We start from the raw sequence: 18,405 nt of genomic DNA on the forward strand, positions 1-18,405 counted from the left end.
TATTCGATCTGAGATTGCCGTTCCATCGCTGTGCGGATCCCCGCTCGTCCTTCCGGACGTGCGGGGATTCCTCATTCGGGGACCGCCGTGCCCTGAGCGCCGCTGCCTCCGGCGCCCGTCAGAAGGATCCTGCGGGAGGCAGTGCGGGGTCGTCTCGCCGGTGGCGAACAATGGCGGCGAGACCCTCCGGCGTGCGTAGCATCGGTGCCAAACATCGACTGAGGAGTATCCATGTTCGAACGATTCACCGATCGGGCCCGACGGGTCGTGGTCCTGGCCCAGGAGGAGGCCAGGATGCTCAACCACAACTACATCGGCACCGAGCACCTGCTGCTGGGCCTCATCCACGAGAACGAGGGCGTCGCCGCCAAGGCCCTGGACTCGCTGGGCATCACCCTCAACGGGGCCCGCGAGCAGGTCCAGGACATCATCGGCCCGGGCCAGCAGGCCCCCTCCGGGCACATCCCCTTCACGCCGCGGGCCAAGAAGGTCCTGGAGCTCTCCCTGCGCGAGGCGCTGCAGCTCGGGCACAACTACATCGGCACCGAGCACATCCTGCTGGGCATCATCCGCGCAGGCGAGGGCGTGGCCGCCCAGGTGCTCACCAAGCTCGGCACCGAGCCGCAGAAGGTCCGCTCGACCGTCCTGGACCTGATCTCGGGCTACCAGTCCGGCGGCGAGGAGAAGGAGACCGCGGGCGCAGGCGCTCGCACCTCCGGCGAGGGCACCCCCGCGGGTTCGGCTGTGCTCGACCAGTTCGGGCGCAACCTGACGGCCGCGGCCCGCGAGAGCCAGCTCGACCCCGTGATCGGGCGCGCCCGCGAGATGGAGCGCGTCATGCAGGTCCTGTCGCGGCGCACCAAGAACAACCCGGTGCTGATCGGCGAGCCGGGCGTCGGCAAGACCGCCGTGGTCGAGGGCCTGGCCCAGGCCATCGTGCGCGGCGACGTCCCGGAGACGCTCAAGGACAAGCACCTCTACACGCTGGACCTCGGCTCGCTCGTGGCCGGCTCGCGCTACCGCGGCGATTTCGAGGAGCGCCTCAAGAAGGTGCTCAAGGAGATCAAGTCCCGCGGCGACATCATCCTGTTCATCGACGAGATCCACACGCTCGTCGGCGCGGGTGCCGCAGAGGGCGCGATCGACGCCGCCTCGATCCTCAAGCCCATGCTGGCCCGCGGCGAGCTGCAGACCATCGGCGCCACCACGCTGGATGAGTACCGCAAGCACATCGAGAAGGACGCAGCGCTCGAGCGCCGCTTCCAGCCGATCCAGGTCGACGAGCCCTCCGAGGCGCACTCGATCGAGATCCTCAAGGGCCTGCGCGACAAGTACGAGGCGCACCACCGCGTGTCGATCTCGGATGAGGCCCTCGAGGCCGCCGTGCACCAGTCGGCCCGCTACATCTCGGACCGCTTCCTGCCGGACAAGGCGATCGACCTGATCGACGAGGCCGGTGCCCGCCTGCGCATCAAGCGCATGACGGCCCCGCCGGAGATCAAGGAGCTCGACGAGCGCATCGCCAAGGTCAAGCAGGCCAAGGAGGAGGCGATCGAGGGCCAGGACTACGAGAAGGCCGCCTCGCTGCGCGATCAGGAGCAGAAGCTGCTGTCCGAGCGCGATGACAAGGACACCGCTTGGCGCGAGGGCGGCGACCAGGTCGCCGAGGTCACCCCCGATGTCATCTCGGACGTGCTCTCCGCGGCCACGGGCGTGCCGCTGTACCGCCTGACCGACGAGGAGTCCGGCCGCCTCATCCGCATGGAGGAGGAGCTGCACAAGCGCGTCGTGGGCCAGGAGGAGGCCATCAAGGCTCTCTCCCGCTCCATCCGACGCACGCGTGCGGGCCTCAAGGACCCCAAGCGCCCCGGCGGGTCGTTCATCTTCGCCGGCCCCACGGGCGTCGGCAAGACGGAGCTGGCCAGGTCGCTGGCGGAGTTCCTGTTCGGCGATGAGGACTCCCTCATCACGCTGGACATGTCCGAGTACCAGGAGAAGCACACGGTCTCGCGGCTGTTCGGCGCCCCTCCCGGCTACGTGGGCTTCGAGGAGGGCGGCCAGCTGACCGAGAAGGTCCGCCGCAAGCCGTTCTCCGTCGTGCTCTTCGACGAGGTCGAGAAGGCGCACCAGGACCTGTTCAACTCGCTGCTGCAGATCCTCGAGGACGGTCGACTGACCGACTCGCAGGGCCGCGTGGTGGACTTCAAGAACACCGTGATCATCATGACCACGAACCTGGGCACCAGGGACATCTCGCGCAGCGTCCCCATGGGCTTCCAGGCGGGCAACGACTCGACCACGAACTACGAGCGCATGCAGCAGCGCGTCAACGACGAGCTCAAGGAGCACTTCCGCCCCGAGTTCCTCAACCGCGTGGACGAGATCGTCGTGTTCCCGCAGCTGGAGGAGAAGGAGATCGTCCAGATCGTCGATCTGTTCGTCGCCCGTCTCCAGGAGCGCCTGCGCGAGCAGGACATGTCGATCGTGGTCTCGGACGCCGCCAAGAAGGTGCTGGCCAAGCGCGGCTACGACCCCACCATGGGCGCCCGTCCGCTGCGCCGCACGATCCAGCGCGAGATCGAGGACACGCTCTCGGAGAAGATCCTCTTCGGCGACATCAAGGAGGGCGAGCGCGTCTCCGTGGATGTGGACGGAGACGGCGACGACGCCAAGCTGACGTTCTCGTCGGTGGCCATGTCGGAGCTGCCGGACACGGAGTTCTCCGACGACGACCAGGACGGCTCCGCTCAGGATCCCGACCTGGTGCCGGGTGAGGTGCCGTCCGGGACTAACGTCCCGCACAGCACCGACGGCGACACCGGCTCGGCTGGCGCCGAGGCCCCCGAGCCCGGCCACGGACCGGAGTCGGGCCCGACCACGGTCTGATCGCCCGTCACGAGCGGATCCGCCTGGATCCCTGCGACGACGCCCTCCCCGAGCTCAGCTCGGGGAGGGCGTCGTCGTCTGCGCTCTCCGGGCTCGGCCGGGGCCCCGGCGAGGGCGAGGGTCGCGGGCGGTCGTACACTTTCCGGATGACTCTCGAGCTGCGCCTGCGCCCTGCCACCACGGGCGACGTCCACGCGATCAAGGCCCTCGTGGGTCCGCTGGCGCAGGAGGGCGTGCTGGTGATCAAGGAGACCGTCGCGTACTACGAGGGCATCCAGGAGTTCCTCATCGCCGAGCTCGTGGACGACGACCCCTCCGGCGCCGCCCTGGTCGACAAGTCCGGGATCGCCTACGGGCAGCCGTCGCCCAGCGGGACCTCGGCCCGGATCGTGGGCTGCGGGGCCCTGCACGTGATGTGGCAGGACCTCGCCGAGATCCGCACCCTGGCCGCCGACCCACGGGTGCGCGGGCAGGGCGTGGGGTGGCGGCTCGTGGAGGCCCTGCTGGAGCGGGCGCGCAGGCTGGGGGTGGACCGGGTCTTCTGCCTGACCTTCGAGGTGGAGTTCTTCCAGCGCCAGGGCTTCCGGGTCATGGCCGATCAGCGCCCGATCGACCCGGACGTCTTTGCGGAGCTGCTGCGGTCCCATGACGAGGGCGTGGCCGAGTTCCTGGACCTCGCCCGGGTGAAGCCCAACACGCTGGGCAACACCCGGATGATCCTCACGCTCTGACGGGGACCGCGCAGACCGGTCGGGATCAGCCGGGCAGAGCGATCCTGTCGCCGCGGCGGTGGGCCAAGCCATCGGAGACCAGGCCGTCGACCGCGCGCTGTCGCTGCTCGACGGGGGATTCCAGCGTCAGCAGGGCCTCGAGGGGGCGGGCCAGATCCGCACTCGCGCCGCGCGGCAGGGTGACCTGCTGGTCCCGCGTCAGCCAGCTCTCCGGGACCGGCTGATCCGCGGCGCGCAGCACCGCCATGACCGCGCCGCGCACCTGCCGGTCGGTGCCCTTCCAGGACTGTCCCCGCGGGGCCTCCTCCGGCTCTGGGCGACCGGCTGCGATCCAGGCGCAGAGATCCTGCACGGGGCACTGGTCGCAGCGCGGAGACCGAGCCGTGCAGATCAGGGCGCCGAGCTCCATCACGGACTGGTTCCACACCACCGAGGCCGCGCGCTGCCCGGGCAGCAGCGAGCGCGCCAGACGGGTCTCGGCTGCCGTCAGGGACCGGCTCGGCAGCCCCTTGCCGGAGAAGAGGCGAGCGTGCACGCGTCGGATGTTGGTGTCGATCACGCACTGGCGCTCGCCGAAGGCGAAGGCCGAGACCGCCGCGGCCGTGTAGGCCCCGATGCCCGGCAACGCCAGCAGCTGGTCGTGCTCGCGCGGCACGCGGCCGCCGTGGTCCGCGACGATCGCCTGTGCGGCGGCCTGCAGCCGCAGGGCCCGTCGGGGATAGCCCAGGCGGTCCCAGGCGCGCAGGACGTCGGCGGTCGGCGCCTCGGCAAGGTCGGTGGGGGAGGGCCAGCGCCGCATCCAGTCGAGCCAGCGAGGCAGCACGCGCACCACGGGAGTCTGCTGGAGCATGATCTCCGAGACCAGCACGCCCCAAGCGGTGCGCTCGGGGCAGCGCCAGGGGAGGCCGCGGCCGTCGCTGGCGTACCAGGCGGCGATCCGGTCGTGGATCTGCGCGAGTCGCTGAGCATCCTGAGGTGAGGGATCGGCGATGTGCGGGCTGGGCATCGCGCCACTGTAGCCTGGAGGCCATGGCACGGGACGACGCGGATGACGGGCGCAGGGACGCCCCCTGGGACTTCGATCTGCCGGATCTCGGAGCCTCCACGACTCCCGAGCATCACCGGCGCCGCCGCCGTGCCGAGCAGCAGGAGGCGCCGCAGACCCCGTCCGAGGAACGATCGCAGCCCCGGAGGCGCTCGAGCTCCGAGCCCGCGACGCGGCCTTCGCCGCAGCGCACCGGTCGCAGACGGTCCTCCGAGGACCCGCTGGATTTCGAGGCCCTCGACGACGACCCCATCGATCAGGACGACGACCACCTGATCCCGCACTCCGCCGAGGAGCTGTCCACGGTGGGCCCGGGCCCGCGCGGTCCCCAGCTGCCGCACGACGATGACGTCCCCGACGACTTCGGGGCCCCTCAGCCGCACCCCTCTGCTCCGCGCGGCTCAGCCGGTGCAGGGTCCCGCGACGGGGCTGCTTCGTCTTCTTCCGCCGCGCGCTCCTCGCGCGCAGCCTCCGCACCGGAGGACGACCTGCTGCCTGCTTGGGCCACCGGCAAGCCTGCGCGACGGCGCCCGGGCCGCGCCGCCGGGGCGGCTTCATCGAGGGAGCAGGCCGCTCCCAGCGATGCGCTTGAGCGCCAGCGCCGACCCCAGAGCGGTCGTGTCGAGGAGCTGAGCGGCGGGGACCTGGACCGTGAGGAGCGGCGCGGCTCAGCGGGACGTCGTCACGGCCAGCCCGCAGGCGGTGCGCGCCCTGACCGCAGGCGGCACGACGACCACGATCGCGACACCTGGGGCCACGAGCACGGCTATCCCGAGGACTGGGACGACGAGCGCGGATATGCCGGAGACTGGGACGACGAGGACTGGGCGGAGGCACCGGAGGCTCGGCAGCCGCGGTGGCGCAGCTGGATCGGTGATCCGCAGCGGCTGACCCGCCTGCTGGTCCCGGCGGCTGTGGTGCTGCTGCTGATCGCGGTGGGCATCTGGTCGGTGAACGCGCTCACCGGCGGCTCGGAGACGGCCGAGGACCCCGATGCGGTGGCCACCGAGGCGGCGCAGTCGGAGGATCCCTTCGACGGCTTCTCCGCGCGCCCGCAGGACGAGACCACCGACGGCGCCAGCGGCCCGGCCGCACAGGCCTGCGGCGATGCCCTGAAGATCACGGGGTCCACGGACCACGAGACCTACGCCGAGGGCGCTGATCCGATTCTGATCATGACCATCGAGAACACGGGCGAGGACCCCTGCATGGTCAATGCCGGCACCGCGCGCATGGATTTCACGGTCACCTCCGGCTCAGATACGGTCTTCGACTCGAAGCACTGTCAGATCGACGGCCAGGACCGTCCGATCGAGCTCGAGGCCGGGGGCAAGGAGAGCGCCCGGATGCAGTGGAACCGCCAGCGCTCGGCGGAAGGCTGCGCCGAGGATCTCGAGGACGCCGCGGCCGGAGGCTATGAGCTGGAGGTCTCGCTGGGCGAGGACTCCGCGGAGCCGGTCGAGTTCACCCTGAAGTGAGACAGGTCAGGACGGCGGGAAGAAGATCTGCAGGGCCTCCACCAGGCTGGTGACCTCGCGGACGCGGAAGCCGTCGGGGATGCTGCTGAGCCCCTGCGGGCTGGCCGGGACCACGGCGTGGGTGAAGCCCAGCCTGGCGACTTCCCGGATGCGCTGCTCGATCCCCGGAACGGGCCGGACCTCTCCGGCCAGCCCGACCTCCCCAAAGCACACCAGGCGCTGGGGCAGGGGCTTGTCCTGCGCGGCCGAGGCCAGGGCCAGCGCAGTGGCCAGGTCGGCGGCGGGCTCGCTGAGGCGCACCCCGCCGACGGTCGAGACGTAGGCGTCCATGGAGGCCAGACCCACCCCCGCGCGGCGCTGCAGGACGGCCAGCAGCATGGCCACCCGCGAGCCGTCCAGCCCGGAGGTGGCACGGCGCGGCTGGGCGGTCGAGGACTGATCCAGCAGGGCCTGCACCTCCGCCAGCAGCGGGCGCCGCCCCTCCATGGTCACGGTGAGGCAGGTCCCGGACACCGGATGCGCGGTGCGCGAGACGAACAGCTCGGAGGGATCCGACACCGAGCGGATCCCGCTGTCCACGAGCTCGAAGCAGCCGACGTCGTCGGTGGGGCCGTAGCGGTTCTTGACGGCGCGCAGCAGCCGGATGCTCGAGTGCTTCTGGCCCTCGAACTGGCAGACGACGTCCACCAGGTGCTCGAGCAGCCTGGGCCCGGCGATGGTCCCCTCCTTGGTCACGTGCCCCACGAGCAGCACGGTCATGCCCCGCGACTTGGCCGCGGCGATCAGGGAGGCGGCGACCTCCCGCACCTGGGTCACGCCTCCGGCGGAGCCGTCGACCTCGGCGCTGGCCAGGGTCTGGACGGAGTCCACGACCAGGACCTCCGGCGACAGGGCCTCCACCTGTCCCAGTGCGGTGGACAGATCCGTCTCCGAGGTGAGGTAGAGGGAATCAGCCAGCGCGCCCACGCGGTCGGCGCGCAGCTTCACCTGGGCCGCGGATTCCTCTCCCGTGATGTACAGGACCGAGCGCGGACCGCGCGGTGCGGTGCCCTGGGCCACGCGAGCCGCGACATCCAGCAGGAGGGTGGACTTGCCGACGCCGGGCTCACCGGCCAGCAGGATCACCGCGCCGGGCACGAGCCCGCCGCCCAGGACGCGATCGAGCTCTCCGACGCCGGTGGGGACGCTGGTGGCCTGGGTGGCATCCACCTGGGCGATGGGCTTGGCGGGATCGGCGATCGAGCGGGCCGGGGTGGTGCGGGCCTTGTGCTCGCCGACCTCCTCCATGGTCCCCCAGGCCTGGCATTCGGCGCAGCGGCCCACCCACTTGACGGTGCTCCACCCGCATTCCGTGCAGCGGTATCCCGAGGAGCTGCGCTTGGACCTGGTGCTCATGCCGTCGACCTCATGGCCCACACGCTAGGAACCGGGTCCGACAGCACAGCGGGTGCTCACATGCGATCCCAGTCGTCGAGGGCCGGCAGGTGGGCGATGGCGTCCTCGTGGTCCATGTTGGTGGCCTCGAGGAGGTCCACCGCCAGCGGCCGCATGAGCAGCACAAGGGTCTGGCCCTCGAGGGTCTGCACGCCCATGTCCTGGGGGTTCAGGCGTTCGGCCACGGTGATCAGCTCGTTGCGCGCCTGGCGCAGGAACGATTCGCGCGACTCCCGCTGAGGGACGGCCAGGGCCCTGCCCACCGTGTCCGCCGAGTCCGCCATGTCCCTCAGGCATTCGGAGATCGACTCGATGGCAGCCGGGGCCAGGGTGACGTGGTTGATGACCCCGGCCACCCGGCGCACGAGCACCCGGCTGTCGCGCGCGGCCAGGTCCAGGTAGGGCGCCGAGATCGCGATCTGCTCGATCTCCGAGCGGTGGCGCCGATGCACGGGCGCTGCCGCGGCGATCTCCTGGGATGCCTGCAGCGCGGTCTTCACGGAATCGATCTCGGACTGGGTGCGCCGGGCGCGCACCAGGCAGTGCCATGCGGCCGTGGAATCGTCCTGGGCGATGGCCTCGGCGGCCTCGCGCAGCACGGCGGAGAGCTCATCGGTCAGCCGGCGCACGTGCTCACGCGGCTGGCGCCGGGGGTCCGAAGGGACCAGGTAGACCATGAGCAGGGCGAAGACCCCTCCCACCATGGCATCGGTCGAGCGGGCGAACGCGCCGTCGGAGGAGGGCGGCAGGACGACGACCAGCATCGACTGCAGAGCCATCTGCGTGGTGAACAGGACGCCGCTGTCCAGGAACCGGGCCAGCAGGATGGAGACCAGCATGACGACGCCGCCCTGCCAGGTTCCGACCCCGATGAAGTGGATCAGCGCCTCGGCCAGCGCGATGCCGAGAGTGCACCCGATGGCCACCTCGAGCACGCGCCGGTAGCGCTGCCCGCCCTTGGAGAAGCCGAGCGCCACGGTGGCGGCCGTGGCCGCGAAGATCGGCCCCGTGTGCCCCAGCACCGTCTCGGCGAAGACGAAGGCGCCGATCGCGGCGACCGTGAGCTGCAGAGCCTGCAGGATGTCGCCGCGCAGCCGTCTCCCCCCGGAGCGGGCACGCTCGCCGAGCTCGCTGCCGGCGCGACGCACCAGCCCGGGGCTCTGCTCGGCTTCGCTCATGCGAGCCATCCTAGGCGGCTCGATGCTCGCCGCGCGGAGGCCCCCGGACCCGTATGGCGGCGCTCACATCTCCGGCACGGTCGCAGAAGTATGCACAAATGCATGCATGAAAAAGGGCGCGAGGCCGTGGAAGTTCACCTTCCGTTCATGGGCTGAGAGGGGTCCGGCTACGTGCCGATCCTAGAGTCGGTGAGCGGTGGGTGGACTTGGCCGGGAATTCGGGGCCTTCGTCCAGCGCCGCCGGACCTCACCGGCACTTCAGCTTCAGCAGAACCACAGGAACAGGGGCACCACGTGAAGGCTTCTCGCATCGGCCAGAGCGCCGCGATTCTCTCCATCGGCGCGATCGCACTGACCGCTTGCGGCGGCGGCGGCACGACCACGCTGCAGGGCGCGGGCGCGTCCTCGCAGGAGGCGGCCATGAACGCCTGGTCGGATGGCGCCGGCGAGCTGGATCCGGCCGTCGAGGTCCGCTACTCGCCGGACGGCTCCGGCGCCGGCCGCGAGGCCTTCCTGGCCGGCGGCGCGAGCTTCGCCGGCTCGGATGCCGCCATGGACGAGGAGGAGTTCGAGTCCTCCAAGGAGCAGTGCGGCGACAAGGGCGCGTTCAACGTCCCCGCCTATATCTCCCCGATCGCGGTCGGCTTCAACCTCGAGGGCATCGACTCCCTGAACCTCGACGCCGAGACCATCGCGGGCATCTTCTCCGGCGAGATCACCACCTGGAACGATCCGGCCATCGCCCAGCAGAACCCGGATGCCGATCTGCCGGACACGAACATCACCGTGGTGCACCGCTCGGATGAGTCCGGCACCACCGAGAACTTCACCGACTACCTGCACGCGGCCGCTCCCGAGGCCTGGTCGGACGAGGCCTCCGAGTCCTGGCCGATCTCCGGCCAGGAGAACTCCCAGGGCACCTCCGGCGTGGTCTCCACCGCCTCTGACACGGACGGCGCCATCACCTACGCCGATGCCTCCGCCGTCGGCGATCTGGGCACCGTGGCCGTGGGCGTGGGCAACGACTACGTCAAGTACAGCCCCGACGCTGCCGCTGCGGCCGTCGACGCCTCCCAGCGCGTCGAGGGCGGCGCCGAGAACAACATGGCGCTCGAGCTCGACCGCGACACCGAGGCCGACGGGGCCTACCCGATCATCCTGGTCTCGTACCACATCTACTGCAACGAGTACCAGGATCAGGACGCCGCCGACGCGGCCAAGGCCTTCGGCCAGTACGTGGTCTCGGAGGAGGGCCAGCAGGCCTCCGCCGACGCCGCGCACTCCGCTCCGATGAGCGAGGAGATGCGCCAGGAGGCGCACGACGCGATCGACCAGATCACCGCCGCCGGCTGATCCGCTGCGCGCCCCGCGACGGGCCCGCCCGGGCCTCCCTGAGGAGAGATCCCGGGCACGGGCGGGCCCGTCGCTGTGGCCGCTGGCCGCGCAACCACGAGCGGCCCGACGGCCCGCCGACGAAAGCATCTACACCCGAAGGGGTCGAGAATGTCCACCAATGTCTCTGAGAAGAGGCGGCCGGAGCAGATGCCGGAGGGCTCCCGGGCCTTCGATTCCGGCTCGAAGGGCGGCCGCTTCGGCGACCAGCTCTTCTCCGGTCTGAGCCTGGCCGCAGGCATCCTGATCTTCGTGATCCTGCTTGCGGTCTTCACCTTCCTCGGCTGGAAGTCCGCCGACATCCTGACGATCCCGGGCTCCGCCATCACCGGCGGCGAGGGGTTCTTCGCGTACGTCTACCCGATCGTCCTGGGCACCCTGATGGCGGCCGTGATCGCGCTGCTGATCGCAACCCCGCTGGGCATCCTCGTGGCTCTGTACATCTCACACTTCGCCCCGCCCAAGGTCGCCAAGCCGGTCGGCTACGTGATCGACCTGCTCGCGGCCATCCCCTCGGTCGTCTACGGCGCCTGGGGCATGACGGTGCTGGCTCCGGCGCTGGTGCCGTTCTACAACTGGCTCGCCGAGAACTTCGGGTGGATCCCGCTGCTCGAGGGGCCGGCCTCGAACACCGGGCGCACCATGTTCACCGCGGGTGTGGTGCTGGCGATCATGATCCTGCCGATCATCACCGCCATGTCCCGAGAGCTGTTCGTCCAGACGCCCAAGCTGCACGAGGAGGCCTCGCTGGCCCTCGGCGCCACCCGACTCGAGATGATCGGCCAGGCCGTCATGCCGTTCGCCCGGGCGGGCATCGTCTCCTCCGTCATGCTGGCCCTGGGCCGTGCACTCGGCGAGACCATGGCCGTGGCGCTGGTGCTCTCCACCGGCGGCCTGCAGTGGTCGCTGATCCGCACGGGCAACAACACCATCGCCGCGGAGATCGCGCTGAACTACCCGGAGGCCTTCGGCAACCGGTTCACCGAGCTCATCGCCGCCGGCTTCGTGCTCTTCATCATCACGCTGATCGTGAACCTCGCAGCACGCGCGATCACCGCCCGCTACAAGGAATTCTCGGGGGCAAACTGATGTCGACCAACACCACTGAGCAGCGCTCCGAGACCCGGAGCCCCAAGAATCAGAACTCGCTCACGTCGGGTCAGCGCCCCAAGTGGCTGATCCCGGCCATCCTCGTCGGCTCGATCGTCGTCGGAGCCGCACTGGCCGCCCTCGTGAGCTTCAGCGTCGCACTGTGGGCCGTGTGCGCGGCCGTGATCTTCCTGATCGCCGCTCCGATCGCGGTCACCTCGATCGAGGGCTCCCGTCAGGGCAAGAACGCGGCCCTGACCTATCTGGTCTACGGCGCCTTCATCGTGGCGGTCATCCCGCTGATCTCGGTGATCTGGACCGTGCTCTTCCGCGGCATCCCCACCCTGTCGCCGGAGCTGCTGACCACCACCATGTCCAGCGTGACCGCCATCGACGATCAGCAGAGCGTCGAGAACGGCACGGGCGTGCAGGGCGGCATCCTGCACGCCATCGTGGGCAGCGTGATCGTGACCCTGTGCGCCACGATCATCTCGGTCCCGATCGGCCTGCTGACGGCCATCTACCAGGTCGAGTACTCCAACGGCAACACGCTGTCGAAGATCATCACCTTCCTGGTGGACGTCATGACCGGCATCCCGTCGATCGTCGCCGGCCTGTTCGCCTCGGCCCTCTTCACGATCATCCTGGGTCAGCAGGGCGTGCGCATGGGCATCGTCGGCGCGGTCGCGCTGACCGTGCTGATGATCCCCACCGTGGTGAAGTCCACGGAGGAGATGCTGAAGGTCGTGCCCAATGAGCTGAGAGAAGCCTCATATGCCCTGGGAGTGCGCAAGTGGCGTACGATTCTGAAGGTGGTCATCCCCACCGCGATCTCGGGCATCGCCGCCGGTGTCACGCTGGCCATCGCCCGAGTGATCGGTGAGACGGCACCGCTGATGGTGACGATCGGCTTCCTGGACTCCATGAACGCGAATCCGTTCCACGACTGGATGTCCTCGCTGCCGACCTTCATCTACCAGCAGCTGATGCGCCCGATCTCGCCGACCACGCCGGATCCGTCCACGGATCGCGCGTGGGCCGCCGCGCTCGTGCTGATCGTCTTCGTCATGCTGCTGAACCTGGCGGCACGACTGATCGCCAACGCCTTCGCACCCAAGACCGCTGGTCGCTGAACCCTCCGCCGACTGAGAAAGAAGCTCTGAACCACATGTCGAAGCGAATCGACGTCGAGAACCTCGATGTCTTCTACGGAGATTTCCGCGCCGTCGAGGGCGTGAACATCGATATCGATCCCAACACCGTGACGGCCTTCATCGGCCCGTCCGGCTGCGGCAAGTCCACGGTGCTGCGCTCCCTGAACCGCATGCACGAGGTCATCCCCGGCGCCTACACCACGGGCAAGGTCATGATCGACGGCGAGGACGTGTACGGCCGCGGCGTCGATCCGGTGACCGTCCGCTCCACGATCGGGATGGTCTTCCAGCGCCCGAACCCGTTCCCCACCATGTCCATCCGCGACAACGTGCTGGCCGGCGTGAAGCTGAACAACAAGGCCATCTCCAAGAAGGACGCCGACGAGCTCGTGGAGTCGTCCCTGCGCGGCTCCAACCTCTGGAACGAGGTCAAGGACCGTCTGGACCGCCCGGGCTCGGGCCTGTCCGGCGGCCAGCAGCAGCGTCTGTGCATCGCCCGCGCGATCGCCGTGAAGCCCGAGATCATCCTGATGGACGAGCCCTGCTCGGCCCTGGACCCGATCTCGACCATCGCGATCGAGGACCTGATCCACGACCTCAAGAAGGACTTCACGGTCGTGATCGTGACCCACAACATGCAGCAGGCCCAGCGCGTGGCCGACCGCACCGCCTTCTTCAACCTGGAGGCCACCGGCAAGCCCGGCAAGCTCGTGGAGTACAACGACACCACGAACATCTTCCAGAACCCGCAGCAGCAGGCCACCGAGGACTACGTCTCCGGTCGCTTCGGCTGATCGGCAGGGCCTGCCCGCGCAGGCTCCTCAGCGCCACTCAGCGCCCCCGCTCGGATGGATCCGAGCGGGGGCGCTGTCGTGCTCGGACGGCGTGCCCGGGCGCAGATCGAGCGGTCCCGCGGCGTGCGTCGGGGGCAGGAAGCGCAGCGGCGACAGCCGGGGAAGGCAGGGGTCCTTCAGAGGCTCAGCAGGGGGGAGGCCGCAGTGACCAGCACGGCGCTGGCGGCGGCGCAGGCGGGGATCGTGATGATCCAGCAGCCGATGACCTGGGCGACGACCACGTGGTGCGTGGAGCGGAAGCGCTGGTTCACGCCTGCGCCGAGCACGGCGGCGGCGGTCGTCTGCGAGGTGGACATCTGCACGTCCGAGCCCAGCGCCACGGGCAGCAGCAGGGCGCCGGCCACGGCCTGGGCGGTGGCCCCGCGCACGGCATCGGGGCGGACCATGCGGGAGGAGATCGTGCGGGCGATCTGCCAGCCGCCCAGCAGGCTGCCGCCGGCCAGGCACAGGGCCACGACGACGTCGATCGCGACGGCGGCCTCGGGCGCTTCGAGAGCAGAGAGGCCTGACAGCCCCGCGACGGCGGTGACCAGGGCGATCATGCGCGGTCCGTGGATCACGCCGTGGCCGAGGTTGATGGCGGTGGCGCCGATGGCCAGGACCACGCGCGCCGAGAGGGTGACCTGGTCGGCCTCGAACCGACTGGCCAGGTGCACCACAGGGATCAGCAGTACCCAGGACAGGGCGAAGGCGACCAGCGGGCCCAGGACCACGGGCAGGAGCAGAAGGCCCAGGGGCCAGGCCGAGCTCGGGGGATAGCTGGTCAGGCCCAGGGCCCCGGCGGTCAGGGAGGCTGCGAGCAGGGAGCTGGTCAGGGTGGCGCCCATGGAGGCGGGCAGGCCGCGCTGCCAGGTGAGAAGGGCCCAGGCGATGCTCACGATGAGCGCGCTGGCGACCACCAGCAGTCCCGTGCGCGGATCCGGGAGCAGCGTCTCCAGGTTCTCGGTGGCCTGCTGCATGGGCACCAGCAGGGCCACCAGCGCCACGCCCAGGACGTTGAGCACCGCGGCCATCACCAGCGCCGTGCGAGCAGTCAGGGCCCGATGGCGCACGGGCATGGCGATCGCGTTGGAGACGTCGTGCCCGGAGCTGATGACGGCGAAGGCCAGAGCCAGGACGAGGACGGCGGCGGAGGCTGCGAGCAGCACGGATCAGGCCTCGGAGATGCTGATGCGCCCGACCTCGTGGGCCAGCGCCGTCATGGAGCGGGCGGCCTCGTGCAGCTGATCGGCGGTCTGCAGCGACTCGAAGGCCTCTGCTGGCTCCAGCTCCCGGAACAGCTGCTGCCGGTGCACCAGGAAGGTCCGCTCGGTCTGCTTGCGGAGGCGGTGCATGTCGAACCAGTACTCGTCGAGCCCCTCGAGCGTGCGCAGCCGCAGCACGGCAGTGCGCGAGAGCGAGGCCATGCGGCTGATGCTGGAGAGCTGCTCCGTGGTGTGGGCGCCGTGGGAGAGACGGTGCGGGTCGACGGCAAGGGCCTCGACGCACAGCTGGAGGTGCTCGGAGGCCTCCGCCAGGTGGCTGCTGAGGATGTAGATGTCCGAACGGGGCAGGGGCAGGGCGTAGGTGGTGCGAGCCGAGGTCATGGCCCCGAAGTGCAGATCCGCGGTCCGGGTGCCGATGCTGCTGATCTGAGCCTGCAGCTCGGCCACGCGATCACCCTCGGCGGGAAGCATCTCGGAGCAGCAGCGCACCGCTTCCTGCACCTGATCGCTGAGCTGCGCCAGGGTGTGCAGCACCCCGCTGTCCTCGGGGAAGACACGCAGTGCCATGGAGCCATGCCTTCGGTCGATGGAGCGCATGAGCCCGCAGCGGGGCGGCTGCGGGACCTGGTCAAGGACCGGCTCGTGGCCGATCGATGGTTTAGGGGGTGCCGGACCGGGAGCGCCTCTCGGCGTGTGGCCGCTCGAAGCGGCTGAATGATGGAGCCCGGGGCTGCCGCAGCCCGGCACCTGGCATCCATTGTAGAGGCCGCCCCCGGTGATGGGTCAAAGCCGCCGACGGGGCCGGGGTCCGCGCCGGCTCCGCGCGATCCCGTCGTGGGTCCGAGCCCGACGACAGGGTCCTGATCACTGCCCTGGCGGCGAGGGCCCATCGCCGGTCGGGCGCTGCCGGGCTCTCGGTCCGGCAGCGCCTCAGTCGAGCGAACCGGCCCGCCAGGCCCGAGCGGCGGCCTCGAGATCATCAGCGGTGCGCTCGAGGCGCTTGGCCCCGGCGATCTCCTGGCGCGCCATCCGCTCGCCGTCCAGCTCGGCGGCCGCAGCCTCGACGGCGAGCTCGCCTGCGGCGGGACTGCTCGGAAGGCGCTCGGTGGTGCGTCGGGTCTCGTCGTCCGAGGCCCAGGGATCGCCCAAACGGGTGCGGCCGAGCGCTGTGACGCGGCAGAAGGCGGCGAAGCGCTCCAGGGCGACGTCGAAGTCGCCGTTCCAGGCGCCCGAGAGGATCGCGTCGGCCATCTCCCGGATCTCCGCGGCCCGGGGCGGGTCGGCCACCCCGGCCACCACGTAGGAGACCTGCGCCGTGTCGCGCCCGGCCTCGAACCACCTGCTCAGGCGCACCGGATCCGCCTGCACGGCAGAGCGCAGGGCGTAGAGCCGCCACAGCGCCCCGGGAAGGCTGACCGGAGGGGCCTCCGACCACAGGGCGGCCAGGCCGTCGAGGCCCTCGGTGTCCGTGAACTCGACGAGCCGGCGCCTGACCTCGGGATCCTCGTGCCCCCGACCGCGGTGCAGCACGGCGGCAGCGGTGACGTGGGCGGCCTCGGCGAGCACGGCGGGATCGACCCCGCCGATCCTCTGGTCGAAGAGGGCGGGGTCGAACTTCACCGGGCGGTGATGATCACGAGCAGACATGCCTCCAGCGTACGACCGCTGCTGCCGGTCGCATCAGGCCGCACGGGTCCGATCAGCGCTCAGCCGAAGACCCGTGCGAGCAGACCAGAGCTCAGGCCTCGACCGGGGTCTCGTTCCAGTGGTCGCCGGGCTCCCAGCCGATGTTTGCGCACAGGGCGGTCTCCAGGTCCTCCGAGGCGGCCCGGGCCATCGAGCGCCACAGCTCCAGAGCTGCGGCGGGCTCCTCCTGCTCCAGCGCCCGCAGGGCAGGGGCGTCGAGCACGCGCACCACCAGGTCGGTGCCGGCCACGGCCTGCACGCTCAGCCGCTCGTCGCTGACGCCCGAGGAGCGGAAGACGGTGCCCGGGCGCATGCGGCGCACGACCGAGCCGTCCTCGTGGGAGCCGTGCGGGATCATCTCCACGAGGCCCTCGACCACCAGGACCACCGCGGACTCGCCGGGCTCCAGGTCCAGCACGGGCTCGCCCTCGCGGACCCGCAGCTCCTGGGCGCGCGACCAGATCGTCTCGGCGATCTCGTCGTCGGTGTCGCGCAGCAGGTCGGTGGAGCGCGCGGCCTCGATGGTGGACTCGGCGTCCAGATCGGGCATCTCGTCGGCGTCGGAGGCGGTGGCGTCGTCGTCGCGTCGGCGCAGCTGCTCGATCAGCTGATCCTCCACGTGCGCCAGGGCCTCTTCGCGGGTGGCGAAGACCGTGAGGTTCTCCGGCTTGGTCGTGGTGCGGATCTTGCGCGCCGCCGAGATGGCAGGCAGCGAGTCGGTATAGGGGTTGGACGGGCCATCGGAGTCGTCGTCGGGCTCGTCCTTCCAGATGTCCTCCCAGACGGTGTCCCAGGCGTCGTACCAGTCGTCGGTCCAGGGGTCGCCCACGACCAGGGCGACGTCGCGGCCGGCCTCGCACAGCTCTGTGGCGGTCACGGCGATCAGGTGGCGGCCGAAGCCGGCGATCTGATCGACGTCGGACAGGTCCAGGATCACGGAGCTCGCCGTCTGCGCCGACTGGCGCAGGGCGCGCACGGTCTCCTCGGTGCCGGGGAAGAGCAGGTTGCCCTGGACCTCGATCACGGCGACGTCCGAAGCCAGCTCGCTGAGGGCCCGGCGCGAGTCCTCATCGCGGTGGGTCAGGGAGCGGGCGTCGGCCAGGGAATGGATGGAGCGCACGGTGCGCTTGGACGGGCGCGGGCCGCGGGCGAAGTGCAGGTCCATGGCCTGGGAGATGCGCTCGCAGGCGGCCGTGCCGCGCACGCTGTTGCCGTGCTGATCCAGCGGCGGGGCGAACGTGGCCACGGCCAGCTGGCCCGGGACCACCGCGATGATGCCGCCGCCCACGCCGGACTTGCCGGGCAGGCCCACGCGCACGAACCACTCGCCGGCGTCGTCGTACATGCCGCAGGAGTTCATCACCGACAGCACGCGCTCGACCGTGACCGGCTCCATGACGCGCTCGTCGGTGAACGGATTGCGCCCGCCGGCGGCCAGGGTGGCGCCCATGATCGCCAGGTCCCGGGTGTCGACCATGACGGAGCACTGGGCGAAGTAGTCCTCCAGCGCCTGGGTGGGGTCCTCCTCGATGATCCCGACGGAGCTGAGCATCCAGCCCAGCGCGCGGTTGCGGTCGCCCTCCTTGTGCTCCTGGGAGTAGACGTCGGGATCCATCATCAGCTCGCGCCCGGCGAAGGCCGAGAACAGCTGCCGGACGCGCTCGCGGCGGGTGATGCCGCGGTGCGGGTCCACGAGCCAGGAGGCGGTGATCGCCCCGGCATTGATCATGGCGTTGGCCGGGCGGTTGGTCTCCGGATGCAGCGAGATGCGGTTGAAGGACTCGCCGCTGGGCTCCACATCGATCTTGGCGTCCACGCCCCCGAAGCCGCGGTCCTCGATCGCCAGCCCGTAGACGAAGGCCTTGGAGATCGACTGGATGGAGAAGCAGTCGCGGCTGTCGCCGGCCTCGTAGATGTGGCCACCGGCCGTGGCGACCACGACCGCCAGCTTCTCCGGATCCGCGTTGGCCAGGGCCGGGATCGACGACGACGGCTCGCCCTCGGTCAGCTCGCGGACCTCATCCAGCACGGCCGCCAGGGCGCCCTCGATGGGCGACGGGCCGAAGAGCTTCTCCGACTCCGACCACTCGGGGCTCGGGCGCTGGGTGTCGGCCCAGCCCAGTGGATCGCCGTTCTCGTCGAGCTGGTAGGAGGTGCTCTGATCGTCGTCGGTGTTCTGGGCGGTCTCGTGGCGCTGCTGCCTGTCGTGGGAGGTCACGGGACGACGGTACCGGGTCGGGCGGCGGATGCCGATTTCTCAGCCGAGGCCCATG

The 18,405-nt window shown here is 70.4% G+C and carries 14 protein-coding genes; 7 read left to right on the plus strand and 7 right to left on the minus strand.

Annotated features, from left to right (window positions below; all coding sequences use genetic code 11):
• Positions 1-231: 231 nt before the first annotated feature.
• Together JOE55_RS09015 and JOE55_RS09020 are read left to right on the plus strand one after the other, a co-directional pair.
• Positions 232-2,886, plus strand: coding sequence for an ATP-dependent Clp protease ATP-binding subunit (locus JOE55_RS09015; protein WP_204782690.1), 2,655 nt, complete (start codon positions 232-234; stop codon positions 2,884-2,886).
• Between the two features lie 146 nt (positions 2,887-3,032).
• Positions 3,033-3,617 carry an amino-acid N-acetyltransferase gene (locus tag JOE55_RS09020; RefSeq protein ID WP_053446829.1) on the plus strand — a complete coding sequence of 195 codons (585 nt, stop codon included), beginning with the start codon at positions 3,033-3,035 and terminating at the stop codon, positions 3,615-3,617.
• Positions 3,618-3,642: 25 nt separating this feature from the next.
• Here the strand turns inward: JOE55_RS09020 and JOE55_RS09025 are convergent, their stop codons facing one another.
• Complete coding sequence (locus tag JOE55_RS09025) at positions 3,643-4,623, minus strand: A/G-specific adenine glycosylase (protein ID WP_204782691.1); 981 nt, start codon at positions 4,621-4,623, stop codon at positions 3,643-3,645.
• Positions 4,624-4,646: 23 nt separating this feature from the next.
• On the opposite strand from JOE55_RS09025, the gene JOE55_RS13155 reads away from it, so the two are divergent.
• On the plus strand, positions 4,647-6,140 hold the full coding sequence (locus JOE55_RS13155; protein ID WP_239546572.1) for a hypothetical protein: 1,494 nt from the start codon (positions 4,647-4,649) through the stop codon (positions 6,138-6,140).
• A gap of 6 nt (positions 6,141-6,146) precedes the next feature.
• Here JOE55_RS13155 and radA read toward each other — a convergent pair whose 3' ends face one another.
• Positions 6,147-7,535 carry a DNA repair protein RadA gene (gene radA, locus JOE55_RS09035; protein WP_204782692.1) on the minus strand — a complete coding sequence of 463 codons (1,389 nt, stop codon included), beginning with the start codon at positions 7,533-7,535 and terminating at the stop codon, positions 6,147-6,149.
• 56 nt (positions 7,536-7,591) lie between these two features.
• The gene (locus JOE55_RS09040; RefSeq protein WP_204782693.1) at positions 7,592-8,752 is read right to left on the minus strand and encodes an FUSC family protein; all 1,161 of its coding nucleotides are present in this window, start codon (positions 8,750-8,752) and stop codon (positions 7,592-7,594) included.
• 294 nt (positions 8,753-9,046) lie between these two features.
• On the opposite strand from JOE55_RS09040, the gene pstS reads away from it, so the two are divergent.
• The 4 genes from pstS to pstB all read left to right on the plus strand — a co-directional run bounded on the left by pstS (position 9,047) and on the right by pstB (position 13,181).
• Positions 9,047-10,105 (plus strand): phosphate ABC transporter substrate-binding protein PstS, encoded by a 1,059-nt coding sequence (gene pstS / locus JOE55_RS09045; protein WP_204782694.1) that lies wholly within the window; start codon positions 9,047-9,049, stop codon positions 10,103-10,105.
• Positions 10,106-10,294: 189 nt separating this feature from the next.
• On the plus strand, positions 10,295-11,233 hold the full coding sequence (gene pstC, locus JOE55_RS09050) for a phosphate ABC transporter permease subunit PstC (protein ID WP_204783262.1): 939 nt from the start codon (positions 10,295-10,297) through the stop codon (positions 11,231-11,233).
• Positions 11,233-12,366 (plus strand): phosphate ABC transporter permease PstA, encoded by a 1,134-nt coding sequence (pstA, locus tag JOE55_RS09055; protein ID WP_204782695.1) that lies wholly within the window; start codon positions 11,233-11,235, stop codon positions 12,364-12,366. The genes pstC and pstA overlap by 1 nt, the downstream gene beginning before the upstream one ends.
• Positions 12,367-12,401: 35 nt before the next feature.
• Positions 12,402-13,181: a phosphate ABC transporter ATP-binding protein PstB gene (gene pstB, locus JOE55_RS09060; RefSeq protein WP_006213580.1), complete on the plus strand. Its 780-nt coding sequence runs from the start codon at positions 12,402-12,404 to the stop codon at positions 13,179-13,181.
• A gap of 176 nt (positions 13,182-13,357) precedes the next feature.
• On the opposite strand, the gene JOE55_RS09065 is transcribed toward pstB, so the two are convergent.
• The 4 genes from JOE55_RS09065 to glsA form a co-directional block, all read right to left on the minus strand.
• Positions 13,358-14,389: an inorganic phosphate transporter gene (locus tag JOE55_RS09065; RefSeq protein ID WP_053446834.1), complete on the minus strand. Its 1,032-nt coding sequence runs from the start codon at positions 14,387-14,389 to the stop codon at positions 13,358-13,360.
• A gap of 3 nt (positions 14,390-14,392) precedes the next feature.
• Positions 14,393-15,013: a hypothetical protein gene (locus tag JOE55_RS09070; RefSeq protein WP_040560387.1), complete on the minus strand. Its 621-nt coding sequence runs from the start codon at positions 15,011-15,013 to the stop codon at positions 14,393-14,395.
• Positions 15,014-15,376: 363 nt separating this feature from the next.
• Positions 15,377-16,093, minus strand: a complete 717-nt coding sequence (locus JOE55_RS09075) for a hypothetical protein (protein ID WP_006213574.1) — start codon at positions 16,091-16,093, stop codon at positions 15,377-15,379.
• 91 nt (positions 16,094-16,184) lie between these two features.
• Positions 16,185-18,350 (minus strand): glutaminase A, encoded by a 2,166-nt coding sequence (gene glsA, locus JOE55_RS09080; protein WP_204782696.1) that lies wholly within the window; start codon positions 18,348-18,350, stop codon positions 16,185-16,187.
• Positions 18,351-18,405: the final 55 nt, after the last annotated feature.

Origin of the sequence: Kocuria palustris (genome assembly GCF_016907795.1) — a bacterium.
Lineage (GTDB): Bacteria > Actinomycetota > Actinomycetes > Actinomycetales > Micrococcaceae > Kocuria > Kocuria palustris.

Excerpts from the sequence above, each read along its gene's own strand:
- pstA (WP_204782695.1), top strand. The coding sequence starts at position 11,233 with ATGTCGACCAACACCACTGAGCAGCGCTCCGAGACCCGGAGCCCCAAG.
- JOE55_RS09075 (WP_006213574.1), bottom strand. The coding sequence starts at position 16,093 with ATGTCTGCTCGTGATCATCACCGCCCGGTGAAGTTCGACCCCGCCCTC.
- JOE55_RS09015 (WP_204782690.1), top strand. The coding sequence starts at position 232 with ATGTTCGAACGATTCACCGATCGGGCCCGACGGGTCGTGGTCCTGGCC.
- JOE55_RS09025 (WP_204782691.1), bottom strand. The coding sequence starts at position 4,623 with ATGCCCAGCCCGCACATCGCCGATCCCTCACCTCAGGATGCTCAGCGA.
- radA (WP_204782692.1), bottom strand. The coding sequence starts at position 7,535 with ATGAGCACCAGGTCCAAGCGCAGCTCCTCGGGATACCGCTGCACGGAA.
- JOE55_RS09070 (WP_040560387.1), bottom strand. The coding sequence starts at position 15,013 with ATGGCACTGCGTGTCTTCCCCGAGGACAGCGGGGTGCTGCACACCCTG.
- pstC (WP_204783262.1), top strand. The coding sequence starts at position 10,295 with ATGCCGGAGGGCTCCCGGGCCTTCGATTCCGGCTCGAAGGGCGGCCGC.
- pstB (WP_006213580.1), top strand. The coding sequence starts at position 12,402 with ATGTCGAAGCGAATCGACGTCGAGAACCTCGATGTCTTCTACGGAGAT.
- JOE55_RS09040 (WP_204782693.1), bottom strand. The coding sequence starts at position 8,752 with ATGAGCGAAGCCGAGCAGAGCCCCGGGCTGGTGCGTCGCGCCGGCAGC.
- JOE55_RS13155 (WP_239546572.1), top strand. The coding sequence starts at position 4,647 with ATGGCACGGGACGACGCGGATGACGGGCGCAGGGACGCCCCCTGGGAC.
- JOE55_RS09020 (WP_053446829.1), top strand. The coding sequence starts at position 3,033 with ATGACTCTCGAGCTGCGCCTGCGCCCTGCCACCACGGGCGACGTCCAC.